The sequence below is a fragment of the Actinokineospora sp. NPDC004072 genome, from assembly GCF_053604195.1.
On the sequence record NZ_JBSGHB010000002.1, the window covers coordinates 252,211 to 278,699 of the forward strand.

At 73.8% G+C, this 26,489-nt stretch carries 23 protein-coding genes; 15 read left to right on the forward strand and 8 right to left on the reverse strand.

Annotation, left to right across the window (positions count from 1 at the left end; translation table 11 throughout):
* Positions 1 to 6: 6 nt before the first annotated feature.
* A complete protein-coding gene (locus tag ACWEPX_RS03560; RefSeq protein WP_451895498.1) occupies positions 7 to 1,578 on the reverse strand; it encodes a succinic semialdehyde dehydrogenase in 1,572 nt (523 codons plus the stop codon).
* 154 nt (positions 1,579 to 1,732) lie between these two features.
* On the opposite strand from ACWEPX_RS03560, the gene ACWEPX_RS03565 reads away from it, so the two are divergent.
* The gene (locus tag ACWEPX_RS03565; RefSeq protein ID WP_451895499.1) at positions 1,733 to 2,203 is read left to right on the forward strand and encodes a hypothetical protein; all 471 of its coding nucleotides are present in this window, start codon (positions 1,733 to 1,735) and stop codon (positions 2,201 to 2,203) included.
* A 1-nt stretch (position 2,204) separates the two neighbouring features.
* Here the strand turns inward: ACWEPX_RS03565 and ACWEPX_RS03570 are convergent, their stop codons facing one another.
* Both ACWEPX_RS03570 and ACWEPX_RS03575 read right to left on the reverse strand, forming a co-directional pair.
* Positions 2,205 to 2,600 (reverse strand): PAAR domain-containing protein, encoded by a 396-nt coding sequence (locus tag ACWEPX_RS03570; protein ID WP_451895500.1) that lies wholly within the window; start codon positions 2,598 to 2,600, stop codon positions 2,205 to 2,207.
* On the reverse strand, positions 2,597 to 3,184 hold the full coding sequence (locus ACWEPX_RS03575; RefSeq protein ID WP_451895501.1) for a Pvc16 family protein: 588 nt from the start codon (positions 3,182 to 3,184) through the stop codon (positions 2,597 to 2,599). The genes ACWEPX_RS03570 and ACWEPX_RS03575 overlap by 4 nt, the downstream gene beginning before the upstream one ends.
* Before the next feature lie 193 nt (positions 3,185 to 3,377).
* Here ACWEPX_RS03575 and ACWEPX_RS03580 point away from each other — a divergent pair, with 193 nt between their 5' ends.
* The 13 genes from ACWEPX_RS03580 to ACWEPX_RS03640 all read left to right on the forward strand — a co-directional run bounded on the left by ACWEPX_RS03580 (position 3,378) and on the right by ACWEPX_RS03640 (position 17,386).
* Positions 3,378 to 4,904, forward strand: coding sequence for a phage tail sheath family protein (locus ACWEPX_RS03580; RefSeq protein WP_451895502.1), 1,527 nt, complete (start codon positions 3,378 to 3,380; stop codon positions 4,902 to 4,904).
* An 11-nt stretch (positions 4,905 to 4,915) separates the two neighbouring features.
* The gene (locus tag ACWEPX_RS03585) at positions 4,916 to 5,377 is read left to right on the forward strand and encodes a phage tail protein (protein ID WP_189211487.1); all 462 of its coding nucleotides are present in this window, start codon (positions 4,916 to 4,918) and stop codon (positions 5,375 to 5,377) included.
* The gene (locus ACWEPX_RS03590) at positions 5,374 to 5,769 is read left to right on the forward strand and encodes a phage tail assembly protein (RefSeq protein ID WP_451895503.1); all 396 of its coding nucleotides are present in this window, start codon (positions 5,374 to 5,376) and stop codon (positions 5,767 to 5,769) included. Before ACWEPX_RS03585 ends, ACWEPX_RS03590 begins: the two co-directional genes overlap by 4 nt.
* Complete coding sequence (locus tag ACWEPX_RS03595) at positions 5,766 to 5,918, forward strand: DUF6760 family protein (RefSeq protein WP_451895504.1); 153 nt, start codon at positions 5,766 to 5,768, stop codon at positions 5,916 to 5,918. The genes ACWEPX_RS03590 and ACWEPX_RS03595 overlap by 4 nt, the downstream gene beginning before the upstream one ends.
* 12 nt (positions 5,919 to 5,930) lie before the next feature.
* Positions 5,931 to 8,327: an eCIS core domain-containing protein gene (locus tag ACWEPX_RS03600; RefSeq protein WP_451895505.1), complete on the forward strand. Its 2,397-nt coding sequence runs from the start codon at positions 5,931 to 5,933 to the stop codon at positions 8,325 to 8,327.
* 18 nt (positions 8,328 to 8,345) lie between these two features.
* Positions 8,346 to 8,807 (forward strand): phage tail protein, encoded by a 462-nt coding sequence (locus ACWEPX_RS03605; RefSeq protein ID WP_451895506.1) that lies wholly within the window; start codon positions 8,346 to 8,348, stop codon positions 8,805 to 8,807.
* A 24-nt stretch (positions 8,808 to 8,831) separates the two neighbouring features.
* Entirely contained in the window at positions 8,832 to 9,278 is a 447-nt protein-coding gene (locus ACWEPX_RS03610) for a phage tail protein (protein ID WP_451895733.1), read from the forward strand.
* Positions 9,275 to 10,111 (forward strand): LysM peptidoglycan-binding domain-containing protein, encoded by an 837-nt coding sequence (locus tag ACWEPX_RS03615; protein ID WP_451895507.1) that lies wholly within the window; start codon positions 9,275 to 9,277, stop codon positions 10,109 to 10,111. The genes ACWEPX_RS03610 and ACWEPX_RS03615 overlap by 4 nt, the downstream gene beginning before the upstream one ends.
* On the forward strand, positions 10,108 to 12,012 hold the full coding sequence (locus ACWEPX_RS03620) for a phage baseplate assembly protein V (RefSeq protein WP_451895508.1): 1,905 nt from the start codon (positions 10,108 to 10,110) through the stop codon (positions 12,010 to 12,012). Before ACWEPX_RS03615 ends, ACWEPX_RS03620 begins: the two co-directional genes overlap by 4 nt.
* A 10-nt stretch (positions 12,013 to 12,022) precedes the next feature.
* On the forward strand, positions 12,023 to 12,430 hold the full coding sequence (locus ACWEPX_RS03625; RefSeq protein WP_451895509.1) for a GPW/gp25 family protein: 408 nt from the start codon (positions 12,023 to 12,025) through the stop codon (positions 12,428 to 12,430).
* Positions 12,430 to 14,367, forward strand: a complete 1,938-nt coding sequence (locus ACWEPX_RS03630) for a putative baseplate assembly protein (protein ID WP_451895510.1) — start codon at positions 12,430 to 12,432, stop codon at positions 14,365 to 14,367. Before ACWEPX_RS03625 ends, ACWEPX_RS03630 begins: the two co-directional genes overlap by 1 nt.
* A complete protein-coding gene (locus tag ACWEPX_RS03635) occupies positions 14,367 to 14,897 on the forward strand; it encodes a phage tail protein I (protein WP_451895511.1) in 531 nt (176 codons plus the stop codon). Before ACWEPX_RS03630 ends, ACWEPX_RS03635 begins: the two co-directional genes overlap by 1 nt.
* 1,544 nt (positions 14,898 to 16,441) lie before the next feature.
* Entirely contained in the window at positions 16,442 to 17,386 is a 945-nt protein-coding gene (locus ACWEPX_RS03640; RefSeq protein WP_451895512.1) for a zinc ribbon domain-containing protein, read from the forward strand.
* 353 nt (positions 17,387 to 17,739) lie between these two features.
* Here ACWEPX_RS03640 and ACWEPX_RS03645 read toward each other — a convergent pair whose 3' ends face one another.
* The gene (locus ACWEPX_RS03645) at positions 17,740 to 20,316 is read right to left on the reverse strand and encodes a choice-of-anchor D domain-containing protein (protein WP_451895513.1); all 2,577 of its coding nucleotides are present in this window, start codon (positions 20,314 to 20,316) and stop codon (positions 17,740 to 17,742) included.
* 179 nt (positions 20,317 to 20,495) lie between these two features.
* Here ACWEPX_RS03645 and ACWEPX_RS03650 point away from each other — a divergent pair, with 179 nt between their 5' ends.
* Positions 20,496 to 21,782, forward strand: coding sequence for a COG1470 family protein (locus tag ACWEPX_RS03650; RefSeq protein WP_451895514.1), 1,287 nt, complete (start codon positions 20,496 to 20,498; stop codon positions 21,780 to 21,782).
* Positions 21,783 to 22,618: 836 nt separating this feature from the next.
* Here the strand turns inward: ACWEPX_RS03650 and ACWEPX_RS03655 are convergent.
* The 4 genes from ACWEPX_RS03655 to ACWEPX_RS03670 all read right to left on the reverse strand — a co-directional run bounded on the left by ACWEPX_RS03655 (position 22,619) and on the right by ACWEPX_RS03670 (position 26,447).
* Positions 22,619 to 23,251, reverse strand: coding sequence for a response regulator transcription factor (locus ACWEPX_RS03655; protein WP_451895515.1), 633 nt, complete (start codon positions 23,249 to 23,251; stop codon positions 22,619 to 22,621).
* 100 nt (positions 23,252 to 23,351) lie between these two features.
* On the reverse strand, positions 23,352 to 23,576 hold the full coding sequence (locus ACWEPX_RS03660; RefSeq protein WP_451895516.1) for a DUF2630 family protein: 225 nt from the start codon (positions 23,574 to 23,576) through the stop codon (positions 23,352 to 23,354).
* Positions 23,577 to 23,610: 34 nt separating this feature from the next.
* The gene (locus tag ACWEPX_RS03665; protein ID WP_451895517.1) at positions 23,611 to 24,258 is read right to left on the reverse strand and encodes a response regulator; all 648 of its coding nucleotides are present in this window, start codon (positions 24,256 to 24,258) and stop codon (positions 23,611 to 23,613) included.
* Positions 24,255 to 26,447, reverse strand: coding sequence for a histidine kinase (locus ACWEPX_RS03670; protein WP_451895518.1), 2,193 nt, complete (start codon positions 26,445 to 26,447; stop codon positions 24,255 to 24,257). Before ACWEPX_RS03670 ends, ACWEPX_RS03665 begins: the two co-directional genes overlap by 4 nt.
* Positions 26,448 to 26,489 lie beyond the last annotated feature (42 nt).

Here is a 26,489-nt window from a genome sequence, read left to right on the forward strand (position 1 = left end):
GGGTCCTCACCGCGGGATGCGCTTGAGGGCCTTCAGCCCCAGCGTGAGGCCCTTGGTCCACAGCGCCGCCGGGACGGCGCGGGTGGGGCGCAGGGGGACGATGCGCTGGGCGGCGATCGTCTGGACCTCGGTGTACTTCAGCAGGCCCTCGACGCCGTTGCGCCTGCCGACGCCGGAGTCGCCCATGCCGCCCATCGGGGCGTCGAGGCTGCCGAAGGCCGCGCCGAAGCCGTCGTTGACGTTGACCGTCCCCGCGTGGATGCGGGCGGCCACGCGCTCGCCCACCTTGCGGTCCCGCGTCCACACGCTGGCGTTGAGCCCGTACCGGGTGTCGTTGGCCCGCTCGATCGCCTCGTCCACGTCCGTGTAGCCGTACACGGCCACGACCGGCCCGAAGGTCTCCTCCTTGTGCAGGGTCATGCCCTCGCGCACGCCGGTGAGGATCGTCGGCTCGTAGAACAGCGGGCCGATGTCCGGCCGCGCCTTGCCGCCCGCCAGGACCGTGGCCCCCTTGGCGCGGGCGTCCTCGACGTGGGCGGTGATCGTCGCCAGCTGGTCGGTGGAGGTCAGCGAGCCCATGTCCGCGCTGTAGTCCAGGCCCGCGCCCAGCTTGAGCGCCTTGGTGCGGTCGACGAACGCCTGCACGAACGACGCCCGGATGCTCTCGTGCACGTAGATCCGCTCCACCGACACGCACAGCTGCCCCGCCGAGGAGAAGCACGCGGTGACCGCGCCGGTGGCCGTGCGGTCGACGTCGGCGTCGGGCAGCACGATCATCGGGTTCTTGCCGCCCAGCTCCATCGAGTAGCTGGTCAGCAGCGCCGCGGCCTGGGCGGCCAGCCCCCGGCCGGTCTCGGTCGACCCGGTGAAGCCCAGGTAGTCCGCCTCCTCGATCAGCGCCGTGCCGATCTTGGACCCGCGGCCGAGCACGATCTGCCACACCCCGTCGGGCAGCCCGGCCGCGCAGGCCAGCTCCTGCAACCACAGCGCCGACAGCGCGGTCTGGTTGTCCGGCTTCTGCACCAGCGCGTTGCCCGCGACCAGCGCCGGGATCGCGTCCATGCCGGTCAGCGCCAGCGGGTAGTTCCACGGCGAGATCATCGCCACGACGCCCTTGGGGTGGCGGACCTCGGTGGTGCGGGTGAACACCGGCAGCGCGCCCGCCGCGCGCCGCGGGGCCAGCAGCCGCGGGGCCTTGCGCCCGTAGTACGCCGCCGTCATCGCCGTCACGGCGACCTCGTCGTAGGCGTCCAGGCGCGACTTGCCCGTCTCCACCTGCATGATGTCCAGCGCCTCGTCCTGGCGGGCCAGCACGAGGTCGTGCAGCCGCAGCATCACGGCGGCCCGCTCGGCCACCGGCCGCGCCGCCCAGTCCCGCTGCGCCGCCCGCGCCCTGGCGAACGCCGCGCGCACGTCCGGGTCGTCGATCTGCGGCAGCTCGACCAGCGGCTCCCCGGTGAACGGCGCCGTCATGACCACCGAGGTCGGCTCCTGCCCGGCGACCGCCCGCCGGACCAGCTCGGCGGCCCGCTCGACGGATGGCGCGCCTGCGACGGCGCCGACGGGGGTGGCGGTCATGGTGGCTGCTCCTTCACCTCGGGGAACCTCATGTTACTTCCGGGTAATAGGTGACCGGTAGTGGCCCAGGTCACCCGCGGTGGCCGCGCTCGGCCCCTAGGGCTGCCCGAACGGACGTCGCCGCCGGTCGGCCCGGTTTCCTACCGTCGGGGGCATGGTGGGATTCCGCTACCGGCTGCCGCGCGCCCCCGTGGCCAGCACGTCCGTCGACATCGGACAGGTCGAGATCCGGGTCGTGCTGAGCCTCGACGGCGAGGTGGCCGTGTCCGGCGGCGAGCGCGCGCCCTGCCTGGCCGCGGTCCGCGAGCTGGGGCGGGGGGTGCGCGTGGGCGGGGTCGCCGGGCCGCGGCCGCGGATCACCGCGGGGGCCGGGCACCGCTTCACCCAGACCGGGCGGTCCTTCCGCGTGCCCGACCTGACCGTCTCGGCGGGGGTGTGCGAGGTCGACTTCGCCCGCGACGACGTGACCGTGACCGGGACGCTGAACTACCGCCTCGCCGTCTCCGCCCGGCCCCGCGTCGACACCTGGGACGGCGGGTGGCGCCGCGACCAGGAGCTCTCGGCGATCGGCATGCTCGTGCTGGCCGCCGTCCCGGTCGCCCCGGACCGGCTGGTGGCCTCCTAGCTCACCCGCCGATCATCACCGTGCCCACGGCGATGATCGTGCCCATCGGCGCGGGCGCGGGGTCGTTGCAGGTGTTGACCTTGTCGCCGTTGCGGGCGGCGGGCTTGCCGTTGATCAGCACCGTCGCGCTGCCCTTGATGACCGTGCCCTGGTTGGTCGGCGGCACCTGGAACGTCGACGGCGGCGGCACGAGGTGCGGCGGCGCGTTGGTCGCGGTGCTGCCGACCACCGCGGCGGGCTGGCCGCCGATCAGCACGTCCGTGCTGCACCCGCCGGTGATCGTGCCGGTGAACGGCAGCGGCGTCGGGGTGGGGACCGGGCCGCCGGGGGAGGGGACCAGGACGATGTGGGTGTCGGTGCCGACCACCTTGTCGCCCATCTTCGCCGCGAAGGTCACGTCCGCACCCACCGCTTCGGTGCGGCGGGCGCCAGCGCGCCGGGGACCTCCCGGCCCGTGCGCAGCGCCATCTTCTCCGCGGGCGGGGCGACGCCGTCCTCGGCCGGGGGCTGGTAGGCCGCCGACGCGGTGAACACGAACGCCGCCCGGGCGGGCATCCCGAGGCTGCTCCACAGGTCGCCCGGCCCCTCGCCGGACAGCGCCAGGGTGACCGGCTCGCCGGTGGCGGACTCGAAGCAGTCGGCCGGGATGGCGTCGGCGAACAGGATCGCGCGCAGCGCCAGGTCCAGCAGCGTGTGCTCGTCGCCCACCTTCGCGGCGCGGGCGGTGACCAGGTAGGACAGCACGCACCGGCGGGCGGGGGCGCGGCGGGAGCGCACGGCCCCGCGCTCGTCGCGGATGTCGTCCCAGCCGGACTCGCGCCCGCGCGGGTCGTTGTGCAGGCCGAAGAGGAACAGATCGATCGCCGCGCTCGGCCGCTCGGTCTGCCAGGTGGGCTTGGGCGGGTCCAGCCGCACGGCCGTGCCCTCGGGCAGGGATCGGCCGATCAGCACGCACAGCGCGTCGTCCACCTCGGAGATCACAGGCGCCAGTCTCGCGGCCCGCCCGCGGCCGCGACCACGGTCCGCCGCCCGTCCTTCCGGTGCGGACCGGCCGCCCGAAGGTGCAGCCGGGGGTGCCCCGGCCCCCGCCCCGCGGCGACTGCGCCCGCCCCGCCCGGCCGCGCAAGCTGTGGAACCGGCGGTTCCGCTCGCATGTGAGGGAGAAGAAGTCGACATGGCCAGCAGCTACCTCGCGCCCGGCGTGTACATGGAGGAGGTGTCCTCCGGGTCCAGGCCCATCGAGGCCGTGGGCACCGCGGTCGCGGCGTTCGTCGGGTTCGCCGAGCGCGGCCCGCTGCACGAGCCGGTCCTCGTGACCAACTGGACCCAGTTCAAGACCACCTTCGGCGACTTCGTGCCCGGCTGCTACCTGGCCCACGCGGTCTACGGCTACTTCCAGAACGGCGGCGGCGTCGCCTACGTCGTGCGCGTCGGCGCGGCGGCGGGCGGGGCCCAGGGCGACGGGCAGGCGCAGCCCGCCCGGGCCGAGCTGCCCGGGGCCGAGGGGCGCCCCGGGCTGACCGTGGCCGCCCGCTCCCCGCAGGACGCCGACCTGGCCGTCGAGGTCGCCCCCGACGGCGACGACACCTTCCGCCTGGTGGTCAAGAAGGCGGGCCAGCCGGTGGAGACCTTCGACGGGCTCAGCGCCAAGCGCGGGCCGAACAACGTGGCCACCGTCGTGCAGCAGCAGTCCAAGCTGATCACCGTCGAGGACGCCAAGGGCAAGGCGCTGGCCGTGCCGGACGCGGGCGAGACCGCGCTGACCCCGCCGGACGGGGCCAACCTGCCCGCCAAGATCGACTCGACCGAGTACGTCGGCAACGCCGCCGACCGCACCGGCTTCGCCGGGCTGGAGGCCGTCGACGAGATCACCATGCTGTGCGTGCCGGACCTGATGGCCGCCCACCAGGCGGGCGCGGTCAGCGCCGAGGACGTCAAGGCCGTGCAACTGGCCATGATCGCCCACTGCGAGCTGATGGCCGACCGGGTGGCCATCCTGGACACCCCGCCCGGCCTCAAGGCCCAGCAGGTCAAGGAGTGGCGGCAGGACTTCGCGGGCTACGACTCCAAGTACGCCGCGCTGTACTGGCCGTGGATCAAGGTCGCCGACCCGGTCGCGGGCAAGCAGGTGTTCGTGCCGCCCTCGGGCCACATGGCGGGCATCTGGGCGCGCAACGACTCCCAGCGCGGCGTGCACAAGGCCCCCGCCAACGAGGTCGTGCGCGGCGCGGTGACGCTGGAGCTGAACATCACCAAGGGCGAGCACGACCAGCTCAACCCGGTCGGGGTCAACTGCATCCGCTCCTTCCGCGGCCAGGGCATCCGGGTCTGGGGCGCGCGCACGCTCTCCAGCGACCCCGAGTGGCGCTACCTCAACGTGCGCAGGCTGTTCAACTACGTGGAGAAGTCCATCCTGCAGGGCACGAACTGGGTGGTGTTCGAGCCCAACGACCCCAAGCTGTGGGACTCGGTCAAGCGCACCGTGACGATGTTCCTGCGCCGGGTCTGGCGCGACGGCGCCCTGTTCGGCAAGTCGCCAGCGGAGGCGTTCTTCGTCAAGTGCGACGAGGAGAACAACCCGCCGGAGAACCGCGACGTCGGCATCCTGACGGTCGAGATCGGCATCGCGCCGGTCAAGCCCGCGGAGTTCGTGGTGTTCCGCATCTCGCAGTTCGCCGAAGGCGCCGGTCTCGAGGAATAGGAGTTTGAGCAATGGCGGGTGGACTCGGATCCAACCAACCGAACGACGCGCTCACCGCGGCCCGGTTCTCCATCACCATCGACGGCTACGAGATCGCCTCGTTCTCCGAGCTGCAGGGCATCACCACCGAGGTGGAGCCGGTCGAGCTGATGGAGAGCACGGACAAGGAGGTCGTGCTCAAGAAGCTGCCCGGCAAGACCAAGCCCGCGACGCTGGTGCTCAAGCGCGGCAAGAACTCCAGCATGGAGCTGTGGGCCTGGCACGAGGCCGTGCTCGCCGGTGACATCGTGGCCGCGCGCAAGTCGTGCTCGCTGGTGATGTACGGCACCGACGGCAAGCCCGTCGCGCGCTACCACCTGGAGCACGCCTGGCCGTCCAAGCTGGAGATCGGCGCGCTGAAGGCCGGGTCCAGCGAGGTGCTGATGGAGACGGTCACGATCGTGTCCGAGCGCATCCAGCGCGTGTCGGTGTGACCGCGGCGGTCACCTCGACCGGCCTGCGCACCGAGTACCCGTTCACGCTGCCCCGCGGGTACGTCGACGAGCACGGCCAGGTGCACCGCTCGGGCGTCATGCGCCTGGCGACGGCCCGCGACGAGATCACGACGCAGTCCGACCAGCGGGCCAGGGCCAACCCGGCCTACCTGACGGTCCTGCTGCTGGAGCGCACGGTCACCTCCCTCGGCGACCTCCCCGCGGTGGACACCTTCGTGGTGGAGAACCTCTTCGCCTCGGACATGGCCTTCCTGCAAGACCTGTACCGGCGCATCAACGCCGACGGGCACACCGAGGTCGCGGTGGACTGCCCGCACTGCGGCAAGGGCTTCGCGGTGGACCTCGCCGGTGATGCGCCGGGGGGATCGTGACGTACGCGGCCGACCGCCTCTGGGAGGAGGTCGCGTACGTCGCCTACTACCTGCACTGGCCGTTCGACTCGATCCTCGACCTCGAACACCCGGTGCGCACCCGGCTGATCACCGAGATCGGCCGCATCCACACCCGCGGCGAGCAGTAGGGAGGAGGGACCATGCGGTGGAACCCCTGGGGCAGGCGCAAGCGGTCCCTCACCCCACCCACGACCAACCACTCAGGACACCCCACCGACACCCCGCCTGCGGACCACGGGTCCAGCTCGGTCGGGCACGCCCCCGACAACGGGGCCGCCGCATCCGGTGATCCGGCGGGGCAGGGGTCGCCGTCCAGTGGCGGCGTGCGCGCCTGGGTGCTGTTGCCGCCGTTGGGGACTGTGGTGCCCGCCGCTGCGCCGTTGGTGGTGGGGGAGGCTCCGGTTCGGCCGCCGTTGGTCGAGGCGGGGGCCGGGGTCGTGGGGCAGCGGGAGGCCATCGGGCGGGTGGAGGGGCTGGCGAGGGTGCTGCCCCTCCCCGAGGTGGGCGCCCGGCCCGACGTCCCGCTGCCGCCGCGGCCCGCGCCCAGGCGGGTGCCGGTGGCCCGGACAACAGCCCCCCAATCCGACCGCGGAACCCCGCCCACCCCAATCCACGCCCCCGACCAGAGCCCCGCCTCCGACCCGCAGCCCGACCACGAGCCCGAACCCGCCCCCCAGGCCGACTACGAGCCCGGCCCCGCCCCGCAGGCCGACCACGAACGACCCCCCGTCGTCCACGCCCGACCGGTCGCCCCGCTGCCGCTGACCGCGGCCACCGGCGAGTACGTCGGCGAGCCGCAGGTCCCCGCCGAGCCCTACCGCGCCCCCGGCTGGCTGCGCCACATCCCGGAGTGGATGAAGCCCGAAGCCGCCCCCACCGCCATCCCCACCAACATCCCCGCGGTCCTGCCCCCGCTGACCCCGCCCCCCGCCGAGCCCGTCGAACCGCCCGCGCGCGTCGCCGAGCAGGGCCTGGTGCCCGCGCCCAAGGCCGAGGCGCGCAGGCGGCGGTCGCTGGGCCAGACGCGCAGGCTCGGCCTCGGCGCGCCGCTGCCGCAGCCCGAGGAGCCCCAGCAGCAGGCCCCCGCCCGCACCGGCTTCCCGTACACATTGGACGGCCTGCGCCGGGTCGACCAGCCCCCCTCCCTCGCCGACGCCCTCACCGCCACCCAGCTCACCCACCCCGAGCCCCCGCCCGGCGGGCCACCGCGGTCGGCGGGCCCACCGGCCCAGCCCCCGGCGTCCGAGCCGCCGCCTGCGCCACCGCAGGCGGCGGACGTCGTGCAGGTGCCGGTGCCCCAGGACATCGCCCAGGACGTCAGCCAGACCACCGGCATGGACGTGACCGGCGTGCCCGTCGTCCGCGGCCCGGCCGTCGACGCCGCCGCCCGCGACCGCGGGGCGCGGGCGTTCGCCAGGGCGGGCGCGGTCTTCCTCCCCGACGCCGCGGGGCCCATCACCGCCCCCAAAGCCCGCGCCCTCGTCGCCCATGAGCTGGTCCACGTGGCCCAGCAGCGCGCCACCGGCCGGGTCCCGGAGCGCGACCGCGCGCTGGAGGCCGAGGCCGTCGCCGTCGAGCGCCGCTACGAGACCACCACCGCCCCCGCCCCCCAGCTCCACCACCCGCCGCCCCCCGGTCCCGCCCCCGCGCTCACCGGCCCGGCCCAGCTCGCCCCGGAGCCCGCCCACTCGCACTTCCCGGAGCCCGAGCGCGCCGAGATCGAGCACATCGCCGAGACCTCCGCGCACCGCGTGGTCGAGCAGTGGAGCCACCCCCGCCTGGGCGGCGGCGCCCGGCCGAGCGCGCCGCCGAGCCAGCCGGAGTTCGACCGCGAGGCCCGCCGCCAGGAGCTGGCCGCGGAGATGCTCGACATGATCAACGCCGACCGCGTGCAGCAGAACCTCGCCCCCGTCGGACACCTCGACCAGGCCGACCTCGACCGCCTGGAGCAGCGGCTCGACCGCGAGGAGTTCACCGGCTTCCGCCCGCCCCTCGGCAGGCGCGGCTGGTCGGCGCGGCTGCCGGACGGCGTCAGCGGCGACACCGTCCAGTTCAGCGAGGTCGTGGGCGTCGGCTCGAGTCGCGCCGGACCTGGGGGGATGCCTCAGGGCGTCGTGGGCGACACGGTGCAGTTCAGCGAGGTCGCAGGCGTCGGCTCGGGCCGCGCCGGTCCCGGGGGGATGCCGCAGGGCGTGGTGGGCGACACGGTCCAGTTCAGCGAGGTCGTCGACGTCGGCTCGGCGCCCGGCGGATCCCCCGGGTCGGACCCGTCGGCCGACGGCAGGCGCCCCCGCGGCCCCATCGACGGCGTGCTCGGGGACACCGTGCAGTTCAGCGAGACCGTCCCCGTCCGCCGCCCGGATGACCACGGCGACCGCGACGGCGGCGATCACGGCAGCGAGCAGGCGGCGATCGACATCGACCGGATCGACCTGGAGGAGCTGACCGCCCGGCTGTACGAGCGGCTGCGCGGGCGCCTGCGCCTGGAGCTGCTCGTCGACCGCGAGCGCGCCGGGCTCCTCACCGACTTCCGCTAGCAGAAAGGGGGCCAGCACGTGGCGCTCAGCGACAGCAGCAAGATCGGCATGGCGAACCGGTTCGTCGTGCGCATGTCCGGCATGAAGACCTACGACCTGGGCAGCTGGACCAAGGCCGACGGGCTGGACGTGGCCTTCGACGTGGCCGAGTACCGGGCGGGCGACCAGGGCAACAACCGCTTCTACTTCCCGGGCAACACCAAGTACACCAACGTCAAGCTCTCCCGCGCGGTCTCCGACGAGACCAAGCAGGTCCGCGAGTGGCTGGACAAGAACCAGTTCAAGTGCGAGGTGTTCGACGGGGTGATCGAGCTCTACACGGCCATGCACGCCGATCCGGTCACCACATGGGACCTGCGCGAGGTCATGCCCGCCCGCTGGGCGATCAGCACCTTCGACGCGGGCGCGAGCCAGATCTCGGTGGAGACCCTCGAACTGGTCCACAGCGGATTCCTGCCCGACGAGCGGATGCTGTTCTAGCAGCCAAGGAGGTGCGCCGTGGCCATGTCCATGAAGACCATGCTGGCCCTCACCACGCGGTTCCACGTCTCGGTCGACGGCGTCGACCTCGGCGGCTGGGCCCGGTGCAAGGGGCTGGCGGTCAAGTTCAACCCGCACAAGGTGAAGGAGGGCGGCAACTACCTCTACCAGCCCGTCCTCCCCGGCAACATCGACTACCCCGAGGTCACCCTCGAACGCGCGATGGACAAGGCCAGCGCCGCCAAGGTGCAGGCGTGGCTGCGCAACCGCGCCCAGGCGTGGGTGCAGTCGATGCTGGGCGCCCCGGGCGGGACCGCCCGCATCACCCTGTTCGACTCCCACGCCCAGGAGGTCACCTCCTGGCACCTGCGCAACGTCTACCCGAGCAGCTGGAAGGGCCCGGACCTGGACTCGACCTCCCTCGGCGTGGCGATGGAGTCGCTGACCCTGGTGCACGAGGGGTTCCTGTGACCGGCTTCAGCGTGGCGATGTCCGGTGGCGCGGCCGACCAGGCGGCCGGGGCGGTGGGCAAGCCCGCGGACATGGCGCAGAGCGCGGCGTCGGCGGTGGTGGGCGCGGGCATCGGCGCGGCGGTCGTCGCGGGCGCCCGGGTGCCCGCGCTGCTGTACTCCGTCGACGCCAGGTCCCCGGGCGTGGTGAACTTCGACTTCAATCCGGAGAAGATCTCCATCCGGCGCAGCACCAGCTACCTGACCCGCGCGGTCATGGTCGCCGTGCACGACCCGGTCGGCGCGAGCGCGTCCATCCCCCGCAAGTCGGAGGCCCCGGAGATCACCCTGAGCAAGATCACCTTCGAGGGGCTGACCGCCAAGCTGCGCTGCGACCAGCTGCTGCGCTGGATGAACCCGTTCCCCGGCTTCGACGCGCCCGGCATCGGTGGGGCGACGCTGGAGACGGCGCTGCCGCTGCTGACCTTCCAGTGGGGCCCGCCGATGGTGGCCTTCATGTACGACGTGCGGCTGCTCAACCTGACGATCAACTACGTGCGCTTCGACGTCACCGGCATCCCGCTGCGCGCCGAGGTCGACATGAAGCTGCGCCAGCAGCCCAGCGCATTGGCCAGCCTGCCGACCAACCCGACCTCCGGCGGCCTGCCCGGTCGCGCCAGCCACACCGTCGCCGAGGGCGAGACGCTGATCTCCATCGCCACCACCCGCTATGGCAGGCCGGGCCTGTGGCGGCGCATCGCCGAGGTCAACGGGATCACCGACCCCAGCAGGGTGCGTCCGGGCCGCACGCTGTACCTGCCCAACCCCGGCGAGCTGATCGGGGGTACCGCGTGACCGGCCTGCTCGGCGGCGGCTCCGCCGCGGTGGTGATGCCCGCGGTGAGCATCGGGCACCCCATCGGCATCCCGATGATGCCCAACCACTCCCAGCACCTCATCCGCGCTGTTGTGGACACCCACCTGCACCTGCCCGACATGTTCGAGCTGACCTTCAGCGACGAGGCGGGCAGCCTGGTCGAGGACAGCGGGCTGGCCATCGGCGCGGTCGTGACCATCAAGGGGCGCAGCCCGGGCGGCTCGGACACCGAGATGATCACTGGCGAGGTCACCGCAATCGAGGCCGTCTGCCAGGACGCGATGATCCTCACCGTCGTGCGCGGCTACGAGAAGGCCCACCGGCTGCAACGGGCGCGGCGCACGCGCACGTTCGTCAACATGACCGACTCCGACATCGCCCGCAAGGTCGCCAAGGAGGCGGGCCTGACCATCGGCCAGATCGAGTCCTCGTCCGGCACCCACGAGCACATCGCCCAGATCGCCCAGACCGACTGGGACTTCCTGACCGAGCGCGCCCGCGAGATCGGTTACGAGACCGGCGTGGTGGGCGGGGAGTTCTTCTTCCGCCCGGCATCGGGCTCCGGCGGCGGGGGCGGCGGCCTGGTCGACAAGCTCGCCTCGATGGTCGGGCTGGGCTCGACCCTGACCTTCAAGCAGAACCTGCACTCGTTCCTGGCCCGCACGAGCGCGGCCAACCTGACCCCGGACGTCGAGGTGCGGGTGTGGGATCCGCGCACGGCCGAGGTGGTGGTGGGCCGCGCCGACGCCAAGACCGGGTCGGCCGATGTGGACGATGACCCGAAAGCGCTTGCGCAGTCGTTCGGCAGCGGCTTCTCCCTGCCGATCCCCGTGCCCGCGCCGCCGCCGCTGCCGGGGATGCCGTCGCTGAACATGGGACCGTCGCCCAGCCCCACCGCCTTCCTCGTGGTCGACCGCCCGGTCGGCAGCGGCCCCAGCGCGCAGAGCGCCGCCGAGCGGGTGGCGCGCAGCGTGGCCGACCACGTGGCCAGCACGTTCGCCGAGGCCGACGGCGACGCCGACGGCGACCCGGCCATCCAGGCCGGGGCCAGCGTCACCATCGCGGGCGTGCCCAAGCAGTTCGAGGGCAGCTGGGTGGTGACCAACGCCCGGCACGTCTTCGACCCCGCCGAAGGCGGCTACCACACCCGCTTCGTCGTCAGCGGCCGCCAGGACCGCTCGCTGCTGCGCCTGACCGCGGCCGGGGCGAGCAGGCCGTCGCCCACCGACGGGCTGGTGTGCGCGGTCGTCACCAACGCCAAGGACCCCCAGCGGCTGGGCCGGGTGAAGGTGGCCATGCCGTGGCTGTCGCCGGACTACGAGTCCGACTGGGCCAGGGTCGCCCAGGTCGGCGCGGGCAGGCGCAGCGGCATGGTGTTCCTGCCCGAGGTCGGCGACGAGGTGATGGTGGGCTTCGAGTTCGGCGACCCGCGCCGCCCGTTCGTCCTGGGCGGGCTGATCAACAAGAACTCCGCCTACGGCGCGCTGGAGACCTCGGTCAGCGGCAGCGGCGCGGTGGTCGAGCGCGGGATCGCCTCCCCCGCGGGCAACCGGCTGCTCTTCGGCGACGAGGTCATCCCGCCAGCGCCGCGCCCGCGCCGCTCGGACATCACCCTGGGCACCAAGGACGACAAGCTCGCGCTGCGCATCGACCAGGTGGCCGGGACGGTCTCGCTGACCTGCAACCCCGCGCCGCCCGCCAGCACCGTCCCCGGCGCGCTGACCATCGAGTGCGGCGGCGCCGGGTCGATCACGATCAAGGCGGGCCTGGCCGGGCTCAAGGTGGAGTCCGACGGACCGGTGTCGATCAAGGGCAAGACGGTCCAGATCGAGGGGCAGGTCGCCACCGAGATCAAGGGCCAGGTCATCAAGCTCAACTGAGGAGGATGGGTTGTCAACGGACTTCGTGGGCGCCGGGTGGGCGTTCCCGCTCGGGGTCGGCGCCCAGGGCGGAATCGCGCTGGTGCGCCGCGAGGTGGAGCTGGAGCAGGCGATGCGGCTCATCCTGGCGACCTACCCGGGGGAGCGGCCGATGCGGCCGGAGTTCGGCAGCCGCATCCGCGACTTCGTCTTCCGCTCCATCGACCCGGCCACCATCGCCGAGCTGGCGCACGAGGTGCGGCGGGCGCTGCTGCGCTGGGAGCCGCGGGTGGAGATCGAGGTGGTCGACGTGCGCCCGGACCCCGATGGCGACGGCGCGCTGTTCATCGACATCCGCTACCGGATCAAGGAGACCAACGACCGCCGGAACCTGGTCTTCCCCTTCTACACCATCCCCGAGGACGGGAGTGACTACTGATGGCGCTGCCGACCCCCAACCTCGACGACCGCCGCTTCCAGGACCTGGTGGACGACGCCAAGCGGATGGTGATGCGCCGGTGCCCGGAGTGGACCGACCACAACGTCTCCGACCCCGGCGTCACGCTGATCGAGACCTTCGCGTTCATGACCGACCAGCTGCTGTTCCGGCTCAACCAGGTGCCCGACCGGCTCTACGTGAAGTTCCTGGAGATGATCGGGCTGCGGCTCATCCCGCCCGCCACCGCCCGGGTGCCGGTGACGTTCTGGCTCTCCGCCCCGGCCATCGCGCCGGTCGGCATCCCCGCAGGCACCGAGGTGGCGACCGTGCGCACCGACATGGAGGAGTCGGTGGTCTTCTCCACCGCCCACCCGCTGTCGGTCATCCCCTGCGCCCTGCACGCCGTGGCGACGGTGGTCGACGGCGAGCCCGCCTTCCACACCGACGCGCTGCGGATGGGGGAGTCCTTCCCCGCGTTCTCGCCGGTTCCCGCGCCCGGTGACGTGCTGCTGGTCGGGCTGACCTCGGCCGTGCCGCACTGCGTCGTGCGGCTGGACGTCGCCGCGCGGGTCGAGGGCGTCGGCGTGCACCCGGACCACCCGCCGCTGGTGTGGGAGGCGTGGAACGGCTCGGAGTGGGTGCGGTGCCCGGTCAGCCGCGACACCACCGGCGCGCTGAACACCGTCGGCGAGGTGCTGGTGCACGTGCCGGGCACGCACGAGGTGAGCGTCATCGCCGGGGAGCGGGCCGGGTGGCTGCGGGCCCGGGTGGTCGAGGTCGACGCGGAGTTCCCGACCTACCACGAGTCGCCGATCATCGAGGCGGTGGCCGCGGGCACCGTCGGCGGCACGGTCGAGGCCGCCCACTGCGAGCTGATCACCGACGAGCTGCTGGGCGCCTCCGAGGGCGTGCCCGGCCAGTCCTTCGCCGTCGAGCGCGGCCCGGTGGTGGCCGACGCGGCGGTGCTGGAGGTGTCGTCGGAGGCCGGGTGGCAGGAGTGGACCCGGGTCGAGCACTTCGTCGGCAGCGGGCCGACCGACCGGCACTACGTGGTTGACGCCGCCGCTGGCAACGTCCACTTCGGTCCGTCGATCCGCGAGCCCGACGGCGGCTTCCGGGTGCACGGCGCGGTGCCCGAGGCGGGCGCGGCGATCCGCCTGCGGTACGCGGTGGGCGGCGGCAGGCTGGGCAACGTGGGCCGCGGGACGATCCGCACGCTCAAGTCGTCCATCCCGTTCGTGGCCTCCGTGGAGAACCTGCACGCCGCGTCCGGCGGGGTGGACGGGGAGACCGTCGAGCAGGCCAAGGCGCGCGGGCCGATCCTGTTGCGCACCCGCAGCCGGGCGGTCACCGCCGAGGACTACGAGGCGATCACCCGCGAGGCCGCCCCCGACGTGGCCCGCGTCCGGTGCGTGACCGCGGGCGACGACGAGGCCGACGCCGGGTCGCTGCGCGTGCTCGTCGTGCCCGCCGCCGCCCAGCGCGACGGGCGCGTCGACTTCGCCGACCTGGTGCCCGGCGAGGACATGCTGGCCCGCATCACCGAGCGGCTGGACTCGGTGCGGCTGATCGGCACGCGCGTGCTGGTCTCGCCGCCGCGCTACCGCGGGGTGACGGTCGTCGCCCGCCTGATCGCGCGGCCGCGGGTCGACCAGGCCCGGGTGCGCACCGACGCGCTGGCGGCCCTGTACGGCTTCCTCAACCCGATCAGCGGCGGGCCGGACGGGACGGGCTGGCCGTTCGGGCGGCCGGTGCAGGCCGGTGACGTGTACGCGCTGCTCCAGCGCGTCCGCGGGGTGGACCTGGTCGAGGACGTCCGGCTGTTCGGGGCGAACCCGGTGACCGGCGAGCGCGGGGCGCAGACCCAGCGGCTGGAGCTGGACCGGCACAGCCTGGTGTTCGGCTACGACCACCACGTGAAGGTGGAGGACCACTGATGCGCGGACTCGTCCCCGGCCTGCCGTCGCCGTCGCCCCTGCTGGCCATGCTCCCCGCGGTCTACCAGGAGGACCCGTTCACCGAGCGCTTCCTGGCGGGCTTCGACGACGTGCTCGCCCCGATCCTGTCCACTGTGGACTGCCTGGTCGAGTACGTCGACCCGATGCTGGCCCCGGAGGACTTCCTCACCTGGCTGTCCGGCTGGGTGGGCATCGACCTGGACGACGACTGGCCGCTGGAGCGCCGCCGGGCGGTCGTCGCCTCGGCGGTGGAGATGTACCGGATGCGGGGGACCGTGGCGGGCTTGCGCGCCCACCTGGAGGTCCTGACCGGCGGCACGGTCGACATCGCCGACAGCGGCGGCGTCGCCTGGTCCACCGACCCCGCCGCCCCCCTCCCCGGCGAATCCCACCCCCGCCTAGCCGTCCGCGTCCGCGTCCCGACCCCGATCCCGGTGGAGGTCGTCGACACCGCGGTGGCCGCGGGCAAACCCGCCCACGTGGTCCACCGGGTGGAGGTGACGACATGATCGTCTGCAAGGGCTGCGGCCACCACAACGCCGAAACCGACACCTTCTGCGGCCAATGCGGCGCCTTCCTCGAATGGACCGGCGAACGGCTCAAGCCCCCCGCCCCACCCCCGGTGGAGGAGGACGAGGACCAGCCCGCCCCCAAACGAGGCTTCCTCTCCCGCCTCCAATCCGCCCTCTACGCCGACGTAGGCAACCGCCCCCCAGTAGACCCCACCCCCCGCCCCAGCACCCCCACCCCACCCCGCCCCGGCACCACCCCTCCGCGCCCAGCCACCACCCCGCCCCGCCCGGGCACCACCCCCTCCCGCCCAGGCCCACCCACCCCAGGGGCCGCAGCAGCCCCACCCAAGCCAGGCACCCCACCCAAACCCCCGGTCCCCCCCAAACCGGCCGCCCCCGTCCCACCCAAGCCCCCGGTCCCCCCGAAACCCCCAGTCCCACCCAAGCCCCCCGCCCCACCAGCGCCAGGAGGGACCGCACCCCCACCCCCTCCCAAACCCCCAACACCCCCTCCCACAGCCACAACCACCGGCCCGGCAGCCCCACCCCCACCGCCACCCCTCGCACCCCCGAAATCCCCCGCCGCCTTGGCCCCTGCTGGCGGCGCTGCCGCCCTGCCCTCACCGATGGCACCCCCGAACCCACCGGCACCCCCGGCCACGGCTGGCGGCGCTGCCGCCCCGCCCCCGCCCGCGGCACCCCCGAAACCCCTCGCCGCCCCGGCCCCTGCTGGCGGCGTTGCTGCCCCGCCCCCACCCACGGCATTCCCGAACCCAACGGCGCACCCGGCCACGGCTGGCGGCGTCGCCGCCCCGCCCCCACCCGCCGCACCCCCCGCTGTCCCGACCCCTGCTGGCGGCGTTGCCCCCTCGCAGCCACCCGCCGCACTCCCGAAGCCACCGGCTCCCGCGGCTGGCGGCGCTGGAGCACCACCCTCACCTCCACCCGCGGCACCCCCGGTCGCCCCGGCACCCTCCAGCGTCCCCGCGGCCCCGGCCCTACCTCCGCCGCCTGCGGCTGCGACCTCGCAGCCCTCTGCCGCGACCCCGCCGAAGCTCCCAGCCGCCCCGTCGGCTGCCAGCGCTGCCGCGGCACCGGTCCTGCCTCCGCCACCGCCCGCAGGAGTGGCGTCGCAGGCCCAGCAGCCGCCCGCCGCCGCGCCCCCCAAGCCCCCGCCCGCCCCGACGCCATCCCCCGGCACTGCGGCACCGGTCCTGCCTCCACCCCCGCCCGCACGCGGGGCATCGCAGCCGCCTGCCGCAGTCCCCCCGGCTTCCTCCACGCCCTCCAACAGCGCACCATCGTTGCCACCGCCCCCACCCGCGACGCAGGCCCGGCCACCCGCCGCGGCTCCGGCAGCAGCCAGCGGAACCCCCGCCGCCCCCCAACTGCCACCCCTCCCACCCGCCCCCGCCAAGCCCGCCACCACATCACCCCCCGCCCCGCCTGCCGTACCCGGCGCAAACGGGTCCGCCCCCGCTGCGGGCAGCCAGCAGGTCAGCCTGCCGCCACCTCCCCTTCCCACCCCGAAGGCCGCCCCCATGGACGAGAGCACCGTCGAGCCCCCCAAGCTGCCCACCCGGGAGGAGCGGGACGCGGCCAAGAAGCTGGTCGTGCCGGTGGCGGGGGCTGGGCAGACGACCAAGGGGGAGTTGCCGCAGGAGCCGCGGCCCGCCGCCCCCGTCACCCGCAAGCGCCCGCCGACGAACAAGCTCAAGCCCGGCGACCTGGTCTGCGGCGAATGCGGCGAGGGCAACGCACCCACCCGCAAGTTCTGCAGCCGCTGCGGCACCTCCCTCGCCGACGCCGAGGTGGTCAAGACGCCGTGGTGGCGGAAGCTGCTGCCCAAGGGCGGGGCCAAGGTCCGCAAGACCGGCGACCGCCCGAAGGGCACCCGCCAGGGCCAGTCCAAGTTCGCCGAAACTGCGGGCACCGTCTTCCGCGCCGTCCGCAGGGTGGTCACGGTCCTCCTCCTCATCGCGACCATCACCTACGGCGTCTCCAGCCAGTTCCGCGGCTGGGTCAACGAACGCGCGCTCGGCGCCAAGCGCTGGGTGGAGGAGCTGGTGCTCCCGCAGTACGACCCGGTCTCCCCGATCGCCGTCAAGGCGACGCACGCGCTGGACAACCACCCCGGCACCGCGGCCGTCGACGGCAACACGAAGTCCTATTGGGCCGCCCCCGGCACCAGCAAACCCATCCTCATCCTGACCTACGACCGCCCCGTCGACCTCGAACGCGCCATCGTCCGCACCGGCGCGCAGGACGGCTTCCAGAGCATGCACCGCCCCCGCAAGCTCCACCTGGTCTTCGACACCGGCAAGACCGCCGACGTCGAGCTCAAGGACCAGCCCGACCCCCAAGAGGTCAGCTTCGAGAACGGTGAAGGCGCCCGCAGCGTCGAGATCCACGTGATCGACGTCTTCAAGTCCGTCAAGGGCAAGGACCTCGCCTTCACCGAGATCGAGATGTTCATCCGCCGCTGAACCACCCCCTGCCGAGGCCGCGCGGACCCTCACCCGCGCGGCCTCGCCGTATCCCCAAACGCCTCAACGCCCCATGCCCGGCCCCGCACATGCCAACACCCCCGGCAACGCAGCCCCGACAACGCAACCCGAGCAGCCCCGTCAACCGCAGCACCTAGCAGCCCCGGCAAAGCAGCTCCAGCATCCCCCAGCAACGCAGCCCCACCGGCGCTGGCACCGCAGCCCCAGCAACGCCGCGCAAGCGACCTCGGCAACGCCGCCAACCAGCCCGGCAACCCCCGCCCCGGCAGCCCTAGGCACCGCAGCAAAGAGCCCCGGTCACCTCCACGAGGCAACCGGGGCTCGACCCACTCTCACCCCCGGGTCAGGAACTCCGGCGGCGACATCGACGGGTACACCACCAGCAGCCGCCCCGGCTCGATGAACTCCGGCGCCACCCCCGCCACCGTCGCCGCCACCGTCCGGCTGCCGATCGACGCCTTCGGGAAGACCAGCAGCGCCACGCTGAACGTCCCCTCGTTCGAGGTCACCACCGTCGCCGTCTCCACCGACTCCAGGTACCCCACGGTCACCGGCACGTGAGCCGGGAACCCGGTCCCGCTCACCCCGATCACCCGCCCGGGCCGCGACACCCCCGGGTTCACCTTGATCACCGGCTGGCTGCCCGCCCCGCTCAATGCCACCAGCCGCGGCCCGCCCGGCGCGTTGCTCGGCACCTGCAGCACCCCGGTCCGCGCCCCCGGCTGCGTCGGCCGGAACTGGACCACCACCCGGCACGACGCCCCCGGCGCCACCTCCGCGCAGTCGGTCGAGCGGACGGAGAAGTCGCCCGCGGCCGTCGGCGGGGCCGGGAAGGTCAGCGGCGAGCCGCCCGCGTTGGTGATCGTCACCGTGGCGGTCGGGTCGGTGGACAGCAGCAGGCGGGGGCCGAAGGCGACCGGGTCGGGGGCGGCGGCCAGCTCCGGGCCGTCCGGCACCACCGGGATCTCCGAGCCGCTGCCGCGCAGGGGGACGGTGAACTCGCGGCCGTCGGTCAGCCGCACGACCAGCGACCCCGCCTTCCCGCCCGGCGTCGTCGGCGTGAACCGCACCCCGGTCAGGCACGAGTCGTCCCGGTGCAGCCGGACGCCCACGCAGGTGTCGGCCCCGGGCGCGAAGTCCGCCCCGTCCACCGCGATCGACTCGACCGTCAGCGGACCCGACCCGACCACCCGCAGCGTCGCCGTCCGGTCGCGGACCGCGCCCACCTCGGCCTCGCCGAAGTCGATCGGGTCGGCCACCAGCGTCGGCAGGAACGTGCGCACGAAGCCGTCCCACTCGCGGGTCTCGGCCGCCAGGTCGTCCTCGGTCAGCGCCTCGGAGGCGGAGTCGAAGGCGACCCGCCCGCCGTCGGCGCTCAGGCTCGGCACGCCCTCGCCGTCCCCGAAGTCCAGCACCGACCAGCTCGCGCTGAGCCCGCTGTCGTCGTTGCCCGCGCAGGTCTCGCCCGGCGGCAGCGACTCGGCGCAGAACGGGTCGATCCCGGGGGAGGCCAGCAGGCCCGGCAGCCGCGCGGCGCCCGTGGTCTCCCGGAACTCGTCGAGCACCAGGTCGCGGACGACCACCTGGCAGTAGGTGCGGCGGTCGCGCTCATCGTCCGGCGGCGGGACGTCGCGCGACTCCGACTCGTGCAGGCAGGAGGAATCGCCCGCGCCCCAGTCGATCCCGTCGTGCATGTTCAGCGAATCGGTGACGAACGCCAGGTAGCGCCCGTCGGCCGAGAGCGCGGGCCGCGCGCCGTTGCGCTGCTGGCCCGCGTTGTCCAGCGAGACGATCTGCGAGCGCTCCTCGCCCCGCAGGTGCAGGTAGACATTGGGCTGGTCGGCAGCCGGGCGCCACGAGCCGTCGGTGCTGGTCTCGTACGCCTGGGCCTCGAACGCCACCACCGAGCCGTCCCCGGACAGCGCGGGCGAGCGCACGCCGACCTCCCGCCCGACCCCCAGGTAGTCGCCGTCCGCGTCGAAGTCCACCCGGGACACCTCGTCGGCAACCCCCGGCGCGCCCAGCCGGACCAGCACGATCCCGGTGAAGTCGGGGGAGGGGACCGCCTGCGCGGCCCCGCCCAGCCGCAGCAATGGCGCGCGGCGCAGGCCGATCCCGGTGTCGATCCGCTCGTAGAAGTCCACGGTCATCGCCGCGTACGCCCCATCCGCGGAGAGCGCGCCGTCGTAGGCGCCGACGGGGAAGAAGTCGTCGGTCGGGTCGGGGTCCGCGGCGACCTCGCGGATGGGCGAGGTGGGCGCGCCGCCCGCCAGGTCGCGGGCGCGGACGACCCAGGTGTAGCCGAACTCGCTGTAGGGCTCCTCGTCGGTCCACAGCACCCGGCTGCCGTCGGCGGCGATGCGCGGGGTGCGGGGCTTGCCGGTGTAGATGTCGGACTCGGAGACGCGCGCGAAGGCGATGGGGGAGTCGTCGAGCGTGCCGTTGCCGTCCTCGTCGCGGTCGGCCACGACGAGGTCGGGCGCGTTGTCGTCGCCGGTGAGGTTGGTCGCGCTCGTGACGAAGGCGACGTAGCGGCCGTCGGCGGAGATCGCGGGCTGGCTGCTGTCGCCGTCGGGGGAGACCGGCTCGCCCTCGGCGTAGGCCACGCTGATCTGCGTGGTCACCCCGGTGGTGAGGTCGCGGGCGAAGACGTTGACCGCGAAGTCGTTGTCCAGGTCGGTGTAGGAGCCGCGGGAGGCGAAGACGATGTGCCTGCCGTTGCCGGAGATCGCCGTCTCCACCGCCTGCGAGCCGGGCAGCGTCGCCTCCGTCGACCGGGTGACCAGGCCGGTGTCGCCCGGGGCCACCGCGGCCGTCCCGGCCGGGGCCCAGGTGACCAGCGCGGCCCCCGCGACCACCACGAGTCCGAGCGCGCCGCGGCGCACCGCGGCCGATCGCGCTGCGCGCACCGGTACCTCCCCTATCGCCGACTGCGCAGCTCAACCTAGGAAACCCCGACCGCGCGCGAAGCCGGTGCGCGGGTGGCGTTCCGGTCGGGTTGGGGTGCCCGATGGGGCAGCGCGCGCTGCCCGGCCCGGCACCCCGCGTGGCGTCCCCGGGGTGGGGCGTGATCGAGACACTTCCCCGCATGGGAGCCACCACGACGCTGGCGGGCCGCGAGCTGGCCGCCACCCCGGGCGAGACGGTCGTCACCGCGGTGCGGGTGCACAACTCCGGCCCGCTGGTCGACCAGTTCAGCGTGGACGTCGTCGGCGAGGCGCGCGAGTGGGCGACGGTCGAACCGCAGGTCGTCAACCTCATGCCCGGCCAGGAGGCGGAGGTGCGGGTGGCGTTCGCGCCGCCGCGCTCATCGCAGGTCCACGCGGGCCCGATCCCGTTCGGGGTGCGCGTCGCATCCCGCGAAGAGCCCGCGGGCTCGCGGGTCGAGGAGGGCGTGGTCGTCGTCGCGCCGTTCACCGACCTGCAGCTTGAGCTGGTGCCCAAGACGTCCACGTGCAGGCGGCGGGCGCGCCACCAGCTGGTCGTGGACAACGCGGGCAACTACCCGATGGCCGTCGAGCTGCACACCACCGACCCGGAGGAGCAGCTCAAGCTCAACCTCGACCACACCGCGCTGACCATCCAGCCGGGCACGTCGGCGTTCCTCAAGCTGAAGGTCCGCCCGCACGACCGCTTCCTGCGCGGTCCCGACCGCAGGCACCCCTTCCAGGTGACCGCGGTCGCCGCGGAGACGCCGCCGGTGCACGTCAACGGCACGGTCGTGCAGCAGCAGCTGTTGCCGCGGTGGTTGCTGCCCGCGCTGATCGCCTTGCTGGTCATCGCCATCGCGCTGGTGACGCTGTGGTTCACCGTGCTGAAGCCGACCCTGCAATCAGCGGCACGCGAGGCGGCCGTGCAGGCGGCGGAGGAGAAGCAGGCCGAACTCGCCGCCAAGGCCGACAACGCCGCCGCCGAAGCCGCCGACGCCCAGCAGAAGGCCGACGCCGCCAAGAAGGCCGTCGAGGACGGCGGCATCGCCCCGTCCACACCCCCGGTCCTCTCCCCGGGCGGCGTCGACATCTCCACCGGCAACACCACGGACTTCCGCATCACCGCCAACGCCCCGATCGCCCCCGACCCCACCACCTTCGCCACCTTCACCGCCGACCCCGCCCTCCCCGCGGACAAGACCCTGGTGATCACCGACATCCTCCTCCAAAACCCCCGCGGCGACCTAGGCCTCCTCCAACTCCGCCGCGGCGACCGCGTCCTCCTAGAAGTAGGCCTGAACAACTTCCGCGACCTGGACTACCACCTGGTCCAACCCTGGACCTTCGCCCCCGGCGAACAACTGGTCCTAGCCATCATCTGCGAAGACCCGGCCACCGAATCCTGCACCCCCGCCGCCTCCTTCTCCGGCCGCCTAGCAGGCTGACCCACCCGCGCCCCCCGGCCCCGCCGCCCCCCAGCCCCGCCCCCCAGCCCCGCCACCCAGCCCCCCCAGCCCCGCCGCCACCCAGCCCCGCCCCGCCCCCCGACCTCGGCCCTGGCCCCCGCCCCCGCCCCCAACCCCGACCGCCTCACCCCGAATACCGAATGGCGCGACCATCTGGCCGCGCCATTCCCATACCTGGATGATGACATCATCTGGGATTTGGTAGAGATGTTGGCATCATTTGAACGCGGGTTCAGATGATCGGACCATTTGGGTGCTGTTTGGGGCGGGCGGCGGCGGGAGAGAGTTGGATGGTGTGGGCCGCAGCCGCAGCCGCAGTTCGCCCGAGATGGCCTCGCCCAGCCGCGATTTCCTCCGGCGATGCTTCCTTCGGCCGTCGGGCTCCATGCGGCAGCAGTTCTAACCCACCCGTTCCGCCCGCGCGGGAGGGGGGCTTCGTGCGCCGAGTACCTCGGGCGGCCGTGATATCTGCTAACAGATCCCTCCGGCGCGCCGAGTTCGTCGGCCAGCACCTCCGGCGGACGCTTGATCCGCGGGCAACCCCAACCAGCGGCGGGTCCGTCCGCGGAGGTTCCTCGGGCGGGTGCTTTGCTGACAGCTCCACCCAGCGATCCAGCGGCGGAAACTTCGGATGGCGTCATCATCTGAAAGCCGCGCTCAGATGATCTCATCATCTGGCTGCCGGCCCGAGATGACGCGATCATCTGGGCGGCAGCAAACATCCGGATGATGCGGTCATCTGACCGGCATCACCCGGATGGTCGCGTCATCTAGACGGGGGAGTCCACTGTGGCCTGGCGTGGCAGGGGCAGGCGTCAGATCAGGCCCTCGCGCAAGGCGTAGGCGACGGCGTGGGAGCGGTTTCGGAGCTGGAAGCGGTTGGTGACGTCGTGCAGGATCGACTTCACCGTGCGCTGGGAGTAGCACAGCTTGTCCGCGATTTCCTTTGTGGACAGACCAGACGCCACCAGGCGCAGGACCTCCGTCTCGCGGTTGGTGATCCCCGCCAGGTGCAGCCCCCGCGGCTCCAGCACGTGCCGCTGCAACCGCGACACCCGGTTCAGCAGCCGCCCCAGCAGATCCGGCGGCAGCGCCCCCTCCCCAGCAGCCGCCGCCTTGATCAACCGCACCAGCACATCCGGCGTGGTCTCGCTGCGCCGCGCCACCGCGCACACACCGCCCTCGACCGCCGTCAGTATCTCGGTGTCGTCCAGCTCCCCCGCCACCAGCACGATCCGGTTGAACCCCCGGCACTGCACCGACTTCAGCAGCGTCCCCGCCCGCTCGTCGAACCGGTCGGCCACCACGACGGCCACCGCGTCGTCGGCCGCGCCCGCGTCGTCGACCAGCCACACCTCCGGTCTGGTGCGCAGCGCCATGTGCACGCCGTTCCGCAAGATCGGGTCGGTCGCGCGGATCACCACGGCGGTCCGGCTCTGTTCCAGCATGGTCCCCACCCCTGTTCGCTCGGCTGCCCGATACCTTGCCCTTTCAGGCGTCCCGAGCGCATGGGACCGGTGTCCCGGTTCGGACCCTTCTTGATGCCCTTTACTGCCGGTAGTTCTCGACCGTGCTCCTGTCCCTGGCCGCCGCGGCGTCGGGGTCGTCGCCTGCGCCGCGCAGGGCCCGGCGCTGGCGCAGCAGGTCCCAGCACTGGTCGAGCTGCACCTCCACCGCGCGCAGCCGCTCGGCGTCGACGTCGCCGTGCTCGCGCAGCCGGTGCTCCTCGTCGATGAGGCCCTTGATGCGGTCGTGGATGTCGGTGTCGTCCATGCCGCCCCGGGTACCCGCCGGGCGGGCCGTCGAATCAGCGGCCGCTGCCCAGGCCCGACTGCCGGGCCAGCACGATCGCCTGCGCCCGGTCGGCCACCGCCAGCTTGGCGAAGATGCTGGACACGTGGTTGCGCACCGTCTTCGGGCTCAGCGTGAGCCGGGTGGCGATGAGCGCGTTGCTCGCCCCGTCGGCCAGCAGGGCCAGCACCTCCCGCTCGCGCGCGGTCAGGTCCGGGAACGGCACGTCGGGCGCGGCGGGCGGGGTGGTGAAGAAGCCCAGCACCCGGCTGGCGATGTCCGGCCCGAAGATGGCCTCGCCCCGGGCGACGGCGTGCACCGCCCGCACGATCTCCTCCTGCCCCGACCCCTTGAGCAGGTACCCGCGCGCGCCCGCCCGCATCGCGGCGAACACGGACTCGCTGTCGTTGAACATCGTCAGCATCAGCACACCCGTGCCCGGCCGCGACGCCACGATCTCGCGCGTCGCGTCGATCCCGGTCATGTCCGGCAGGTGCACGTCCATCACCACCACGTCCGGCCCGCAGGCCCCCGCGGCGGCGATCGCCTCGGCCCCGGTCGCGGCCTCGCCGACCAGGTCGACCGTCGGCTCGCCCGCCAGCACGGTGCACAGTCCGAACCGGAACAGCGGATGGTCGTCAACGACCAGCACGCGCGTCGTCACGGCACCCCTTCCTTGGGCAGCGGCAGCGTCGCCAGCACCCGGGTGCCGCCGCCATCTCCGGGCCGCACCAGGCAGTCCCCGCCCAGCTCGGCCGCTCGCTCCCGCATAGACGCCAGGCCCACCCCCGCGGTTGCCACGTCCGGCAGGCCGATCCCGTCGTCGACCACCTCGATGTGCAGTTCGTCGTCCACCCACAGCCGCACCGCGCACGAGCGCGCGGCGGCGTGCCGGGTGACGTTGGTCAGCGCCTCGCACACGATGCGGTACGCCGCCACGTCCACCGACGCGGGCAGCCTCGGCATGACAGTCGGCACTTCGAGCAGGATCGTGACGCCCTCGTGCCCGCCGATCTGCGCCGTCCGGCTGGCCAGCGCCCCCGCGTACGCGCGCAGCGCCGGGACCAGCCCGATCTGGTCCAGCGCAGGCGGGCGCAGGCCGTGGGCGAGCCTGCGGATCTCGGCGATGGCGTCGGCCAGCTCCGCCCGCAGCCGGGCCAGCAGCGCCGCGGTGGGGGAGTCGGGGTCCACCCCGCGCCGGGCCGCGTCGATGCCCAGCGCGATGGCGGCCAGCGTGGGCCCGACGCCGTCGTGCAGGTCGTGCAGCAGCCGCCTGCGCTCCTCCTCGCGGGCGCGCACCAGCCGGTCGCGGCTGCGCCGCAGGTCGCGGGTCAGCTGCGCGGTGTGCACCGCGGCGCCCAGGTGCGCGGCGACGTCGGCGAGGGCCACCCGGTCGCGCCTGCGCAGCACCCCGGGACCGCCCGCGACCAGCGTGCCCACCGGTTCGCCGGAGAAGGTCAGCGGCAGCCGGTGGGTGTCGGCGGTCGGCTCGCCGGTGCTGGCCGCGGTCTCCGGCCCGGCGGGCCCGGCGAACTCCACGGCCACGTACGGCAGCCGCAGCGCCCGCGCCACCGTCGCCACGATGTCCGGCAGCGTCTCCCCGGGCGCGCGGGTGCCCGCGAGCCGATCGGCCAGTGTGGACACCACGCGGTAGGGGTCGTCGGGCTGGCCGAACAGCCGCCGGTTGACCCGCTCGCGCACCCAGCCGTGCAGGGGTTGGACCAGCACCGCGAGCGTCGCCGCGGCCAGCGCCTGCTGCCAGAGCCGGTCCATCGGCGGGAACAGCAGCGACAGCGCGGTCACCAGGCCGATGTACGCGCCGATCATGCCCGCGCTGACCACGCCGTAGACCAGCGAGCGGCTGATCGCCACCTCGATGTCCAGCGCCCGGTGCCGCAGGATCGCCGTCGCCACGGCCAGCGGCACCGGCAGGAACACCAGCGCGTGGTAGCGGTCGGGCAGCAGCGGCGCGCCCGCCAGCGCCGTCGGCAGCGCCCACACCACCAGGTAGGCCAGCACGCCCGCGCCCATGGCGATGGCCAGCAGCCGCAAGCGCCTGCGCGACTCGACGGCGGTGATGTAGGTGTGCACGAGCACGCCCAGCACGAGCACCGGGTAGACGAACAGCGCGGGCAGCGCGGGCGACGCCGTCGCGGTGAAGGTGGGGGAGACGAGCGAGACGACCCCGTAGAGCAGCGGCCCGCCCAGGTAGGCGCCCGCGACCTGCCAGAACGGGCGCGGGCCGGTGAAGACGAGCGCGAAGTGCAGCATCGCCCCCCACAGCAGGGCGAACGCGGCCTCCCCGACGTACCACCGCCAGAACTGGTCGCCCGCCACGAGGTCCAGCGGTTGCAGCCCGAACACCGCGGCACCGGTGGTGGTCAGCACCGCGAACCCGGAGGCCAGCAGCGCCGCCCGCGCGGCCGGTTCGCTGGGCCGCACGCGGAAGATGGTGATGGCGATGACCGCGAGCAGCCCGACGACCACCAGCGTCGGCCAGCCCTCGCCGAGGTCGCGGGTCAGCGGGTAGGACCGCAGCGGCACGTCGATCGCCAGCTCGACCCCGTCGCGCTCGACGCGGTAGACCAGCACGTCCCCCGCCTGCGCCGCCGGACCGCCCGCGTTCGGGACCGCTCGGCCGTCGATCGATTCGATGACGTCGCCCGGACGCAGCGGACTGCCGGGGTCGGCGGTGACGACCACGACCCCGGCAGGCGACAGCGCGGCGTCGCCGAGGTTCACCGTCGCCCCGTCGCTGGGCGCGAGGGCGCGGGAGAGCAGGCACCACCCGGCCGCGCCGAGCAGCGCTAGGGACAGCGCCAGGACAAGGGCACCGGACCGCCGACCGGACACGCCGGGATCATCCCGCACGGTAGTGCTCCCGCGACAGCCCCA